This window comes from Haloarcula sp. NS06 (assembly GCF_051122755.1).
Classification (GTDB): domain Archaea; phylum Halobacteriota; class Halobacteria; order Halobacteriales; family Haloarculaceae; genus Haloarcula.
This window is the reverse complement of the sequence record NZ_CP184844.1, coordinates 1,725,488-1,739,418: the sequence shown is the minus strand read 5'-3', so window position 1 is coordinate 1,739,418 and position 13,931 is coordinate 1,725,488. Positions and strand designations below refer to the sequence as shown.

Sequence of the window (13,931 nt, the reverse complement as noted above, 5' to 3'; positions counted from 1 at the left end):
CGCCAGACCGGAAAGAGAGGACACATGAGCGATACGCCCGGGACGGAAGCGGTACTCGATGACCGGCCCGAGCTACGAGATGCGACAGAAGCGGTTCTGGCCGTCGACGACGGGCAGGACGGCTGGACGTTCGACGACATTCCCATCGATTCGGGCCAGTTCGGTGAACTTGTCTCCGCTGGCATCGTCGAGAAGGCTGGTGACGAGTACCGCGTCGCCGATCCCGACGCTGTGCGGGCCGCGCTCAACGGCGAATCCGAGGTTGGTAGCGACAGCGGGCACGGGCTGGCGCTCGGTGACGCGCTACGCTTTGATTTCGACGCACGAGCAACTGGCCTGCTCGTTGCCGCCATAGCGGTCGTGTTCGTCGCCCGAACGTACGTCATCGGGTCAATATATCGCGGTGGCGACATCGTCTTATCAAGTAACGACCCCTACTACTACAGGTACCACATCGAACAGGTCGCGGCGAACGCCGCCAGCGCAGCCGATTTCGGGGCGCTCTCCGTGCTCCCTGGTGGAATAACCAACGGGGAGCCACTCACGATTGCGACGCTCTGGTGGGTCGCCAGCCTCTTTGGTGGGAGCAAACCAGTTATTGGCCACGTTCTCGCCTGGTATCCGGTCGTGTCAGCACTCGTCACGAGCGTCCTGCTCTATCTACTCGCAGTTCGGGTGTCTAGCGACCGGCGCGTCGGTCTTGCATCGGTCCTCTTTCTGGCGTTTATTCCCGGCCACGCCTTCCGGACGAGCCTCGGATTCGCGGACCACCACGCCTTCGACTACCCCTGGCTGGGGCTCACCGCCCTTGCACTCGTGGTTGCGCTAACGACGGCCACGAATCGAACGTCGCTTCGTCGACCACAGCCGTGGATTGCCGCGGTCGGTATCGGGGTCGGGATCGCCGGCCAGGTGCTTGCGTGGGAGGCCGGACCGTTGCTTGTCCTGCCAGCCAGTCTGGTGGTGCTGGGACAGACACTGCTGGATGTCTCAAACGACCGATCGGCACTGGTCAAGAACGCACCAGTTCTTGCCGGTGTCAGCCTCGGTGCGATACTCGCTGGCGGTGTCCATACTGTCACCGGCTGGCAAACTGCGCTTGTCGCTAGTGCGCCAGCACTGCTGACGGTGGGCACAGTTGTCGTCATCGTGACAGCAGAAGTAGCCAGACGCTTCGGTGGCACCGCCGGACAGCTGGCTGCGGTCGATATCGGGCTTGGCGTCGTCGGCCTCCTTGTCTTCCGCTTTGGCTTCACAGAACAGTGGGGAACGTTCAGCAGGCGTCTCGATACGCTGTTTCGATCCGACGCGATTGCTGAGACGTACGGACTGTTCAACGCAGACGCATTTGGCTTCCTGTTCCTGCTCGGCCTGACACTGTTCCTAGCGCTCCCAGCAATGGTGTGGGGCGTCGACCTCGCTCGGAGCGACCGGAGCGGCTGGCTCGTCGCCAGTAGCTACGCCTGGCTACTGTTCGCCCTTGCTGTGATTCAGGTCCGTTTCGTCGGCGAACTGGCCCCGTTTCTCGCGCTGTTTTCTGGCTTCGCGTTCGTCTGGGTCGCCTCGTGGGTCGATCTGGCCCGTCCGGTGCTGGCGACTGGCGACAGAGATCTGCGAGACGTACTCGTTCCGGATAGCCGCGCAGTTGTGTCGCTGTTCGTGCTGTTCCTGTTGTTCGGGGCCCTCGGGATGGTGCAGGTACCAGTCAAAACGAGTCAAGTACTCGTCGAGGATGGGACATACGACGCGGCGACTGCAATCGAGGCAGACGCCGCCGAGCGCGGACTCGAATATCCCGGAAACTACGTCCTCAGCCGCTGGGGACAGAATCGCGTGTACAACTACTTCGTCAATGGCGAGTCACGGAGCTACAGCTACGCCCGCCAGACGTACGGGCCGTTCGTCACAGCCACAGACCCTGATAAGGCCCATAATCGGATTTCCAGTCGAGTCGGATACGTCGTGACGACAGAAACTGACATCGAGGAGCCGACCGCGATATATACTCGGCTACACCAGCACTTCGGAAGCCGGAACGGAGATGTGGACGGCCTGTCTCACTACCGACCGCTCTTCACAAGCGAAGACGGGAGCCACAGGGCGTTCGCAGTCGTCCCCGGTGGGACGATACAGGGGACTGTGGCCCCGAATTCGACCGTCTCGATCGTAACGACGGTCGCTGTCTCGGACAGAGAGATCGACTACGAGCGCCAGACGACAGCCAACCGAAACGGTGAGTTCACTGTTACCGTCGCAAACCCAGGGACGTACACCGTGACGACCGAGAGCGGTAGTGAAACGACCGTCAAAGTCACAGAGCAGACAGTATACGGCGGCGGTAACGTCACTGTCGAGTGATTTCCGCAGACTGGTATGCCGTAGTTCTGAAGCGAAACGACCATGATACCCACCGAAAGAACAGAGGATGTGCGCGTCTGGGTTCGTGTCGTCATCGTGCTTGTGCTGTGTCTGACACTCGGGGGACTGTTCGTCCACGCAGAGATTACGGAGGACGAACGGTCACCGTATCCAGATGCTACGGACCTTTCGGCTGGGTACGAGTCGTACGTCGGTCAGCAGCTTATGGTGTTTGGCACGGTGACAGAGACCAGCGAAGGCGAGATGCGAATCAGGGCCGAAAACGATGGGACGGCAATCACACTCAGGGTCACTGAGACGAGAACAGCCGTCGAACCCGGTGGCGTTGTCCAGGTGTACGGGACGCTCGAACCAGCACAGACGATAGCGGCCGAGCGCATCGAAGTCGTTAACAGCAGTCGGTGGGCCGAGTTCTACAAGTACGGCGCCTCGGCTATCGGCGCATTCGGATTCCTGCTGCTGTCCTTCCGGTACTGGCGCATCGATAGAGAGACGTGGACGCTGGAGGCCCGTGATGGCTGACCTGCTGACACACCTGCTCGTTCCGTATATCCTTCTCACGGTCGCGAGTTGGCGCGTCGACTGGCTCGATCAGCATTGGGTCGTCGTTGGGATGGGCGGTGCGGCGATTCCTGATCTGGTGAAAATAGAAATCGTCCTTGAAGAGAGAACGGTTGAATCTATACTTGGATTCCCGTTTTCATACGACCCGCTCTCCACACTCGGCGGAGTCCTGTTGCTCGCTGGAATTATCACCGTCGCATTCGATCGACGCCACTGGAGACGAGTGTACGGCCTGGTGACGTTCGGCGGCCTCACGTCACTCCTGCTCGATGGGATGCGGGTGTACGCCGACGGGCGGGCAAGCGCTTGGCTGTATCCGTTCACAAACTGGCGGCCGCCGACACCGAGCCTGTACGTGTCTTCGGACCCGACCGTGCTCGTGGTAGCGCTACTCGCTGCCGGTACAGTAACAGTCCTTGATAGGCGAAAACGGTCGCGTAACTGACCGCGCTACCAGGTCAATCCTTCATAGGTGATGCCGTCGCGCCGGTCAATGATACGTCGGCCGTCAACGACGACAGGGGCAGCCATCTCGTCGAATTCAGCGTCGAGCGCTCCGAACTCATCCCAGTCAGTGACAACAATAGCGCCGGAGGCACCCTCGAGAGCGGTCGCAGCCGAGTCGGCATACTCGATGTCGGGATAGCGTTCGCGCATATTCTCGGTGGCAACGGGGTCGTAGGCGACGATATCCGCACCGCGCTCCTGCAATCCCTCGATGACCGGAACCGCTCGCGTGTTCCGGATGTCGTCCGTGCCGGGCTTGAATGCCAATCCAAGAACGGCGACGCGTTTGCCGGACACGTCGGCGTGGTTGTCGAGGAGAGAGAGGAGACGCTCAGGCTGGGCGTCGTTCAGTTCCACGGCCGCAGAGAGGACCGCAGGGTCGTATCCCTGCTCCCGCGCCGCGGCGATGATGGCGTCCGTGTCCTTCGGGAAGCAACTGCCACCCCAGCCGACGCCGCTTCGGAGGAACTGTTCGCTGATTCGGTCGTCAAGTCCGATAGCATCGGCGACCTCGTAGGCGTCAACGTTGAACTCCTTGCAGATGTTCCCGATGTCGTTGATGAGGCTGACCTTCGTTGCGAGGAATGTGTTGTTGGCGTACTTTATCATCTCGGCCTCGGCGATACCGGTCTCGACGATCGGCACGTCACCGTCAACGGCCTCGCGTAGTGGCGCGTAGAGGTCATGGAGCAGGGCCGTAGATCGGTCGTCGTCCGTCCCGAAGACGAGCTTGTCGGGGTTCAGGAAGTCCGCGACGGCCGTCCCCTCGCGCTGGAACTCGGGATTGGACGCGACGAGGAAGTCTACCCCCCGTTCAAGACCGGCGTCGGCGATACGTGGTGCGAGCCGATCCTCAGTCGTGTTCGGGACGACAGTCGACTTCGTGACGACGAGATGCGGGTCGTCTGCCGGGCGCTCGGCAGAAGCCAGCGCCTCACCGATAGATGCCGCCCCGGCTTCCATGAACTGGAGGTCGATGCTTCCATCGTCGTTGGAGGGCGTCGGGAGCGCTAGCATCGTTAGCTCAGTGTCGAGTATTTCCTCGTAGTCGGTACTTGCCCGGAGTCGCCCACCACCGTGTTCGGCGACGAGTTCGTCAAGCCCAGGTTCGTGTATCGGTGACTCGCCGTCATTGATTGCATCAACGATGTCTTCGTCGATGTCTATCGTTACGACTTCGTGCCCGAGATCCGCAAGACACGCCGCGACCGTCGTCCCGACGTATCCGCTCCCGACAATACTGACGTTCATCGAGCGGCAGTAGTCAAGGAGCGGATATTATAATTCGGATCTTATAATTCGACAAGAGTTTTATCGGACGGCCAACGAATTGAGATATATGAAAGCTGTCGTACTCGCCGCTGGTGAGGGTACCCGTCTCCGTCCGCTGACTGAAGACAAGCCGAAGGGGATGGTAGAGGTCGCAGGGAAACCGATTCTGACCCACTGCTTCGAGCAACTGATCGAACTGGGTGCTGACGAACTGCTGGTAGTTGTCGGCTACAAGAAGCAGGCCATCATTAATCACTACGAGGACGAGTTCGATGGCGTCCCGATTACCTACACCCACCAACGCGAACAGAACGGCCTTGCCCACGCACTCCTGACCGTCGAGGAGCATGTCGACGACGACTTCATGCTGATGCTCGGCGACAATATCTTCGAAGCGAACCTCCAAGACGTCGTCAACCGTCAGGCCGAAGAACGCGCCGACGCCGCCTTCCTCGTCGAGGAAGTGCCCTGGGAGGAGGCCGGGCGGTACGGTGTCTGTGATACCAACAAGTACGGCGAGATCACCGAAGTCGTCGAGAAACCGGAAGAGCCGCCGTCGAACCTAGTGATGACCGGGTTCTACACGTTCACGCCGGCTATCTTCCACGCCTGCCATCTGGTGCAACCCTCCAATCGCGGCGAGTACGAGATCAGTGATGCGATTGACCTCCTGTTACACTCCGGGCGAACGATCGACGCGATCCGCATGGACGGCTGGCGGAACGATATCGGCTATCCCGAGGACCGCGATCAGGCCGAGAAGCGGCTACAGGGCGAGATTGATCCGGAGATAGCCGCCGAAAACATCGCTGCGAGCGAGTGAGAACCCAGCTTGGGTAGCCTGGTCAGTAACCAGTGAAACCAGACACTCACGTGGGCCGCGTGGCTATGCGGGTACTCAATCGGAAGGCTGGACCACCACCGTGAGACGAGATCTATCGTACAGCGTCAAACGGAACAGGCACAGCAAGAACTGGATCGACGCTGCGATAGCCGACACGGCTGCGTCGGTACGTACACCGTGGGGACGTCGGCTCACGAATACGTCTCGTGCAGCACTTTCTCCCGGTATCACAACGACAATTCAGGGCTATTGGGCCGCGTGTCCACGGACAGTAGCTTCAGCATTTGAGTCCCGGGACGTAGGACTTATGCCGGAACTCGGCAATCACACTGATAATGGATAGTGGCTGGCGGTATCGAGTCGCAAGTGTAGCCGGCGTTGTCGTGCTGACAGCGGTCGCCGTCGCACTTGTCAACAACGCTACCATCCAGTCGATAGCGACAACCATCCCGATACTCAGTCGGTTGCCGACCGATCCTCCAAAGGGACCGGAGTTCACGATCGAACTCCTAGTCACGACCGCAGTCGTCGTCAGCGTGTTCCTCCCGCTGTACAAACCCCGTCCACGGAGAATTCTCGATGCTGTAGCGCTGGCCCAGAAGCGGGTGCTCGTGGCAGCTCTCGTTCTGGCGACAATCGGCTACTTCGACTATTCATACAAACTGCCGCGCTTGACTGTCGTGTTAGTGACCCCGTTGTTACTGGTCGCACTGCCCGCGTGGTTTGTGTGGATTCGAGAGCGGCCATCATCAAACGGCGAGCGAACCATCGTCGTCGGCGATAACCTCCGAGTGATAGACGAAGTAGCAAGCGAGGTCGACGGGACGCTCCTGGGATATCTCTGTCCGACGAGTGTTATGACGACAGTCGAACGGACCGAAGCCATCGCTGACGGCGGAACTAACCCCGGTGGATTGGAACGGTTGGGTGGTCTCTCGCGAATCGAGGATGTACTCGTCGAGTATGATATCGATACGGTCGTGCTAGCGTTTGAACACGCCGACCGGGCGGAGTTCTTCGGCGCGCTCGACGCCTGCTACGAGTATGGTGTCAACGCAAAAGTCCACCGAGAACACACAGACTCTGTACTGACCGCCAGCAGTGGGGTCGGAACGCTAGTCGACGTGGAAATCGAGCCCTGGGACATACAGGACTACATTCTCAAGCGCGCATTCGATATTGCGTTTGCATCGGCCGGGCTGATTGTACTATCGCCGGTGATTATTGGGATTGTAGTAGCGATAAAGCTAGAGGACGGCGGCACAATACTGTACCGACAAGACCGAACAGCGGTGTTCGGCGAGACCTTCTCGATCTACAAGTTCCGGTCGATGATCGAGAACGCGGAAGGCGAAACCGGCGCGAAGATCAGCGACGAAGATGCAGGTGGGGTTGATCCACGCGTAACATCGGTTGGGCGAGTGCTGCGACAGACGCATCTGGATGAAATTCCACAGCTCTGGTCGATACTGCGGGGCGATATGAGTGTCGTCGGCCCACGGCCCGAACGACCAGAACTGGACTCGGATATCCAGACCGGCGTCGTTGACTGGCAGAAACGATGGTTCGTCAAACCGGGTCTGACCGGGCCTGCCCAAGTTAATCATGTGACTGGAAAGGAGCCGGGCGAAAAGCTGCGATACGACCTAGAGTATGTGCGCGATCAGTCGTTTAGCTATGATATGAAACTCGTTTCGAGACAGGTCTGGAGCGTTATTATTGATGTGATAACGGCACACAGGAACCATTGAGAACAGTTAGTCATTGAGTCTACCATCTCAGTATTCGACCGCAATACGCCGGTCGTGGTGAACCAGTGTGTCTCAGTAAGCACTCCAGTAGGGGCGTATCGTGGCACTAAATCTGGGAACCGTGATCATCACGCTGGTGCACTGTCTCATCGAGTTTCGATAAACGATGCAGAGACAGTCACAGCGGCAAAGTGACACGGCAGGATGATTTGAGCCACACAGTAGTGTCGCAGTCAACGGTCATCGTCATCGATCTACGCGAAACGCACACTGTCGATCCATTATTCGCTGTTTTCGGCGCTTTCACCCCCCAGCTTACACGATTCTGGAAACATTCTAGCCTCAACACGGTGACCCGATCTGTCAAAAAAGGCTCTCGGGTTCAACAACAGCCAAGCTGGCGGCAAAGCTCCTCGAACCGCCGGAGCCGCCAGAGCAGCGCGAGTAGCCAGCTGCGCGCCGCTTACTCCACAGTCACACTTTTCGCCAGGTTGCGTGGTTTATCGATGTTTCGCCCCAGCAACGCAGCCGTGTGATACGACACCAGTTGCAGGTGCGTGTTTGCAAGCACTGCAGCGGCCCTCGGATGTGTCTCCGGAATCTGGAGCACGTGGTCAGCGTACCGTTCAACGTCGCTCTGTCCGTCGGTAATCGCGACCACTGGGGCATCGCGCGCTTCAACCTCTTTGACGTTTCCGATCGTCTTGCGGGCGCGCTCGTCGTCGCCAGTTACGATAGCGAATACGGGCGTGTTCTCGGTCACCAGGGCCAGTGGGCCGTGTTTTAGCTCACCGGCAGCGAAGCCCTCAGCGTGCTTGTAGGTGATTTCCTTCATCTTCAGTGCGCCCTCAAGTGCCACAGGATTCTGGTAGCCACGGCCGATGAAGAAGTAGGCGTTGGCGTTCTGATACAACTCAGCGACTTCCCGGGCGGCAGATTCGTCAAGAACCTCTTGGACGTGGCCAGGGAGGTCACGGAGCGCGCTGATTACCTGCCGGGCGTCGCCGGTTGTCGACGTCCCGAGGGCGAGCAGATTCAGTGCGGCTAGCTGGGAGGCGAAGGTCTTGGTCGCGGCGACGCCGATTTCCGGTCCGGCGCGGATGTACAGCGCGTGGTCGCACTCGCGGGCCGCAGTGGAGCCGACGACGTTGGTCACGGCCAGCGTGCGCGCGCCGCGACGGCGGGCGGCCCGAAGTGCCGAAAGCGTGTCCGCGGTTTCGCCGCTCTGCGTGACGCCAACGACGAGCGCGTCGCCAATGGGTGGCGTACCTGTGGCGTATTCGCTGGCGAGGAACGCCTGGGCGGGGATGCCCGCTTCACGAAACAGCTGTGCGCCGTGCAGGGCTGCATGGTAGGAGGTCCCGCAGGCAACGAACTGGACGCCAGTCGGGGAGAGGTCGCCGAGGTCGCCGATATCGACCGTTCCGGCGAGTTCGTCGACCCGGCCCCGCAGACACTGCCGGAGCGCTCGGGGTTGCTCGTGAATCTCTTTGAGCATGAAGTGGTCGTAGCCGCTCTTGCCGGTCTCCTCGGGATCCCACTGGACGGTGTCGATGTCCTTCTCAACGACAGTGCCGTCGGTGTCAGTGACGGTCCATCCGGCACCGTTGAGTCGGGCGAATTCGCCGTCAGCGAGGTAGACGACTTTGTCAGTGAAGTCCCGGAAGGCGGGCACATCACTGGCCAGATACGTCGCGTCGTCGTCGATGCCTAGCACGAGCGGCGAGTCGTTTCGTGCGGCAAATACCGAGTCACAGCCGGCAACGACGACGGCGACGGCGTAGCTTCCCTCAAGTCGGTCGACCGTCTCTCTGACAGCGCCTTCAGGGTCAGCCCCCGCCTCTAGCGCGTCCTCGATGAGATGGGGGACGACCTCGGTATCGGTGTCAGACGTGAACGTGTGTCCAGCGCTGACGAGTTCGTCTCGCAGGGACTGGTAGTTCTCGATGATCCCGTTGTGGACGACTGCGACATCGCCGGTGCAGTCCTGATGCGGGTGAGCATTCTCGTCGGTCGGCGGGCCGTGCGTGCTCCAGCGGGTGTGGCCGATACCGACCGACCCTGAGAGCGTCCGTTCAGAGAGGGCCTCACGCAAGTCAGCAATTTTCCCGGAGTGTTTGCACAGGTCGATATGATTGTTCGCAAGCGCGACGCCGGCGGAGTCGTACCCGCGATACTCCAGTTTCGAGAGGCCGTGGACAAGCGTGTCGAGCGTTTCGTCGCCGCGGCCAACACAGCCGATAATCCCACACATCAGCGGACCACCTCCGCGCCTTCGCGGACGGTTCCATCGACTGTCACGCCGGTGGCGAGCCGGGCATTTGGACCCACGAGCGACCCGGAGACGAAGCTCACGTCACCAAGCGCAGTGGCACGGTCGGCGATGACGGCACCGAGCCGCTGGTCCTCGAACACCTCCATGCCGACCTGAACATCGGCCGGCCCACCAGGAACGACGGTGTTGACGCCCAGATTCACGTCCTGGCCGGTGACAGTGTCGATGAGGGTTGAACTCGGGTCGACACGCGTGTCCGCATCGAGGACGGTGTGCTGGATGACGCTGTTGGCTCCGATAGTGGAATTACGGCCCAGCGCGACGTTTGGACCGATGACGGCGTCCGGGCCAATCTCGCAGTCCGGGCCAATGACGACCGGCGACTGGAGGGTCGCCTCGTCGTGGACGCGTGCGGAGTTGTCGACCCAGACCTGTTCGTCTCGGGCCGATTCGACGACTCGACCTCGCGCTAGCACCTCGCGGGCGACAGTCAGCAGGTCCCACGGGTAAGTTGCGTCAACCCACATCCCGTCGATCTCGACCGCCTGGACGCGGTCAGATTCAAGCAGGAGTTCGATAGTGTCGGTCAGTGCCAACTCGCCGGCATGACGGGTCGTTTCATCGATAGCCTCGAAAATGTCGCCGTTGAAGGCGTACACGCCGCCATTGATGAGCCTGAATTCGTCGTGTTGTGGCTTTTCGACAATGTCAACGATATCACCGTCCTGTACCTCGACAGCTCCGTATCGACTGGTATCCTGTCGTTCGATGACGGCGATACTCGTGTGCCCAGTCTCCGCGTAGGAGGTATTTACCGCCTCGATAGTGGCTGCGTCGACGAGACGGTCACCGTTCATCACCAGAACAGGGCCGTCGACGACGCTCCGTGCCTGAAGAAGTGCGTGCCCGCTGCCGAGCTGTTTCGTCTGGCTCACGTAGGAAATGGGCACGCCACGATACGTCGGCCCGAAGTGGTCCTGAACGCGGTCGCGCTTGTAGCCGACGACGACGACCAGTTTCTCGATGCCTGCCTCGACCAGCGCATCGAAGACGTGTTCAAGGATCGGACGGTTCGCGGCCGGCAACATAGGTTTTGGCCGGTTTCGCGTCAACGGCCGGAGGCGAGTCCCTTCACCCGCAGCGAGGACTACAGCCGTATCGATGTGCATACATATTGCAGACGGAGGAGGGGCTTCAATATGGCGGCCTTACCGAGATTGGTCGGTGTTTACTCGACACGTATGTCCAGTTATGGCGGCAAAACCAGACGAGTGAAACCTCCGAGACAGTCGGTCCTCGTGACGCTTCGCGGGGTCTGGATGACAGACTACTGCTCGCCCATCCGCTCGCCAGCGACCCGACGGCCCTTCGTCGTCAGATTCACTTCGGTCCGCTCCCGGAGCACACTTATCACGTCGAGTTCGATCAGTCGGTCGAAGATCTCCTCGGTTTTCTCGACGTCGATGCCGACAAAGTTGGGGATATCGAACGGCGACACGCCGGAGTGCAGCGCCATGATGACCCGTTTCTCCGTAGAACTCAGGTCAAGATCAGCCTGATTCTGTTCGGCGCTCTCTTCGAGCATCGTCCGGAGGACAGTTGCGTGAAACTCTTCGCCCGCAAGGTGTGTTTCGACGCTGATATCCTCCTCGCTGTGCTCGACCTGAATGACCGTCCGCTCCTCGCCGCTGACCTGTTTCTCTTCAACAGCAAGGTCGCCGATGTCGGCGCGGTCGATGACAACGGCCTGCCCGTCGGCCATGGCGAGTTTCAGCGCCTCGTCGGTCACTTTGAGTCGGCCTTTCGTCCATTCGGCGGACTGGACAACACCACCCTTCAGTGCCGGGTGTTGCACCAGCACGATTGCGCCGTCGAGACTCGCCCGGTAAAAATCGGTTTCGAACGTTCCGTGGTCTGACGCCGATACGAGGATAACGTCCTCGCCGACGTAGAGCGCGACGTAGTCGGAGACACCAGCACTCTGCTGGTTCACGTCGAACCGGTCGGCAATACGATCGATATCAGTCAGTGAAATTTGTCGCTTATCATCGCCCAGCAGGGCGACCCGCTCGGTGGTGAGGACGATGCGACAGTTTCGCCACTCGGCGTCAGTCAGCCGCTGGCCCTGTGAGACCGCCAGAAGGAACTGCCCCTTCGTATCGGCGATCTTCTTTTCGGTGTCGCTCATACCCCGTACCGGCCTCTTGTACACTCGTTGTCCGCAGGACTCAATATAAGTTCCGTCGCCAGTGTCGAAAGTGAGAACGGCCGGCCGCACCGGTAGGGCTCTCGCAGCGAAGTCGTACACAATTAGATAGGATATTTTTTGCGTGCGGCGATGTACTGTCAACTGATGACACGGGGAGACGAACCGGGTCGGGACCAGTCCCAGACGGGGCACGAGACAGTCGAACCACCGAACTGGTTCGTCGAACAGGCGAACGTGACGGACCCGGCTGTCTACGACCGCTTCGAGCAGGAGTGGCCCGATTGCTGGCGCGAGGCCGCCGAGTTGCTTGACTGGGAAGAATCGTTCGAGACAGTACTCCGTGGAGCGGACGGGCCACCGTTCGAATGGTTCCCCGGCGGCCGATTAAACGCCGCATACAACTGTCTTGACCGGCACCTCCCCGAACGGAAAAACCAATTGGCACTGGTCTGGGAGGGACATCTGGGCGAGTCCCGCACCTACACCTACCTCGAACTGTATCGGGAGGTCAACGCCTTCGCTGCGGCACTGCGGGACCGCGGCGTCGGCCCGGACGACGTGGTGACGCTGTACTTGCCGATGGTACCCGAACTCCCGGTCGCGATGCTGGCCTGCGCACGCCTTGGCGTGCCACACAACGTCGTTTTCGCCGGGTTCTCCGCGGACGCGCTGGCGACGCGCATGGAGCGGGCCGAGTCGGAGCACCTCGTCACCTGCGACGGCTACTACCGCCGCGGGAGCGCCGTCGCACAGAAGAACAAGGCCGACAACGCACGCATCGCCGTCGACCACGACGTGTCGGTCGTCGTGCTGGACCGACTGGGCCGTGACGTGCACTTAGGCGACGACTACGACGACTATCACGACCTGCTGGCGGCCCACGAGGGCGCGGAAGTCGAACCGGTTTCGCGGGCGGCCAACGACCCGCTCTTTCGCATCTACACCTCAGGGACGACTGGCGAGCCCAAAGCGGTCACACACACGACCGGTGGCTATCTCGCACACGTCGCCTGGACCGCCCAGTCAGTTCTCGACATCAAGCCCGAGGACACCTACTGGTGCTCGGCCGACATCGGCTGGATTACCGGCCACTCCTACATCGTCTACGGCCCGCTCGCGCTCGGGACGACAACAGTTCTTTACAACGGCACGGCGGACCACCCAAAGAAGGACCGCCTGTGGGAGCTCATCGAGAAGTACGCCGTCGACGTGTTCTACACTGCGCCGACGGCCGTCCGAGCGTTTATGAAGTGGGGCGAGGAGTACCCTGACAAGCATGACCTCTCCAGCCTGCGCCTGCTGGGCACGGTCGGCGAGCCGATGGACGCTCGCGCCTGGGAGTGGTATCGCGAACATATCGGCGGTGGCGAGTGCCCAGTCGTGGACACCTGGTGGCAGACCGAGACGGGCGCGATACTCGTATCGACCCTGCCTGGCGTCGACGAAATGAAACCGGGAGCCGCTGGAACCCCACTACCGGGAATCGAGGCGTCCGTCGTCGACCGCTCTGGCGCGGGAGCCGAGCCAGACACAGCCGGCGAACTCGTCGTGACACGACCCTGGCCGGGGATGCCGCGGGCGCTGCTCGACGGGACGGGCTGGGGTAGCGCCCCGGACAGTGCTGAGGAGTGGCGGTACTACCCCGAAGACAGCGTCTCGATCGACACTGACGGCTACATTACGTTCCTCGGTCGGATCGACGACGCGATCAACGTCGCTGGACGGCGGTTCAGTACCAAGGAACTGGAGTCGACGGTTGCCGGCGTTACCGGCGTCGCAGAAGCCGCCGTCGTCGGTGCCGACGACGAGACGACCGGAACGGCGGTGTACGCGTTCGCCTCCCCGGAGGACGGCTACGCGGAGGATGAACTCCGGGAAGCCATCGAAGACGCGATCGTCAACGCTATCGGTGGTATCGCCCGTCCGAAAGAAATCGTGTTCACGCCCGACCTCCCAAAGACACGCTCGGGCAAGGTTATGCGCCGCCTGCTAACCGCAGTGGCGAACGACGAGAATCTGGGCGATACCAGCGCGCTGCGGAACCCTGAAATTCTCGGCGAAATTCAGTCGACGACGAGAAGAGAGTGAGCTGTTTCGGCTTTCTCTGTATTTCCGAAATATAATCGCGAC

General features: G+C 60.7%; 10 protein-coding genes. 6 read left to right on the top strand and 4 right to left on the bottom strand.

Features of this window, described 5'->3' with window-relative positions; translation table 11 throughout:
• Positions 1-24 precede the first annotated feature (24 nt).
• The 3 genes from ACODNH_RS12775 (at position 25) to ACODNH_RS12765 (ending at position 3,388) form a co-directional block, all read left to right on the top strand.
• Complete coding sequence (locus tag ACODNH_RS12775) at positions 25-2,358, top strand: STT3 domain-containing protein (RefSeq protein WP_306704684.1); 2,334 nt, start codon at positions 25-27, stop codon at positions 2,356-2,358.
• Between the two features lie 69 nt (positions 2,359-2,427).
• A complete protein-coding gene (locus ACODNH_RS12770) occupies positions 2,428-2,901 on the top strand; it encodes a hypothetical protein (RefSeq protein WP_306707426.1) in 474 nt (157 codons plus the stop codon).
• Entirely contained in the window at positions 2,894-3,388 is a 495-nt protein-coding gene (locus tag ACODNH_RS12765; protein WP_306704682.1) for a hypothetical protein, read from the top strand. The genes ACODNH_RS12770 and ACODNH_RS12765 overlap by 8 nt, the downstream gene beginning before the upstream one ends.
• Before the next feature lie 5 nt (positions 3,389-3,393).
• On the opposite strand, the gene aglM is transcribed toward ACODNH_RS12765, so the two are convergent.
• Entirely contained in the window at positions 3,394-4,701 is a 1,308-nt protein-coding gene (aglM, locus tag ACODNH_RS12760) for a UDP-glucose 6-dehydrogenase AglM (protein WP_306704680.1), read from the bottom strand.
• An 88-nt stretch (positions 4,702-4,789) separates the two neighbouring features.
• Here aglM and aglF point away from each other — a divergent pair, with 88 nt between their 5' ends.
• Positions 4,790-5,545 carry a UTP--glucose-1-phosphate uridylyltransferase AglF gene (aglF, locus tag ACODNH_RS12755; protein WP_058992757.1) on the top strand — a complete coding sequence of 252 codons (756 nt, stop codon included), beginning with the start codon at positions 4,790-4,792 and terminating at the stop codon, positions 5,543-5,545.
• Between the two features lie 356 nt (positions 5,546-5,901).
• Positions 5,902-7,317 (top strand): sugar transferase, encoded by a 1,416-nt coding sequence (locus ACODNH_RS12750; protein ID WP_434530383.1) that lies wholly within the window; start codon positions 5,902-5,904, stop codon positions 7,315-7,317.
• Between the two features lie 463 nt (positions 7,318-7,780).
• Here ACODNH_RS12750 and glmS read toward each other — a convergent pair whose 3' ends face one another.
• The 3 genes from glmS to ACODNH_RS12735 all read right to left on the bottom strand — a co-directional run bounded on the left by glmS (position 7,781) and on the right by ACODNH_RS12735 (position 11,780).
• Positions 7,781-9,571: a glutamine--fructose-6-phosphate transaminase (isomerizing) gene (gene glmS / locus ACODNH_RS12745; protein ID WP_306704675.1), complete on the bottom strand. Its 1,791-nt coding sequence runs from the start codon at positions 9,569-9,571 to the stop codon at positions 7,781-7,783.
• Complete coding sequence (glmU, locus tag ACODNH_RS12740; RefSeq protein WP_306704668.1) at positions 9,571-10,761, bottom strand: bifunctional sugar-1-phosphate nucleotidylyltransferase/acetyltransferase; 1,191 nt, start codon at positions 10,759-10,761, stop codon at positions 9,571-9,573. The genes glmS and glmU overlap by 1 nt, the downstream gene beginning before the upstream one ends.
• A 158-nt stretch (positions 10,762-10,919) precedes the next feature.
• A complete protein-coding gene (locus tag ACODNH_RS12735) occupies positions 10,920-11,780 on the bottom strand; it encodes a CheF family chemotaxis protein (protein WP_058992765.1) in 861 nt (286 codons plus the stop codon).
• A 165-nt stretch (positions 11,781-11,945) separates the two neighbouring features.
• Between ACODNH_RS12735 and acs the strand changes: the two genes are divergently transcribed.
• Positions 11,946-13,889, top strand: a complete 1,944-nt coding sequence (gene acs, locus ACODNH_RS12730; protein WP_434530382.1) for an acetate--CoA ligase — start codon at positions 11,946-11,948, stop codon at positions 13,887-13,889.
• Positions 13,890-13,931 lie beyond the last annotated feature (42 nt).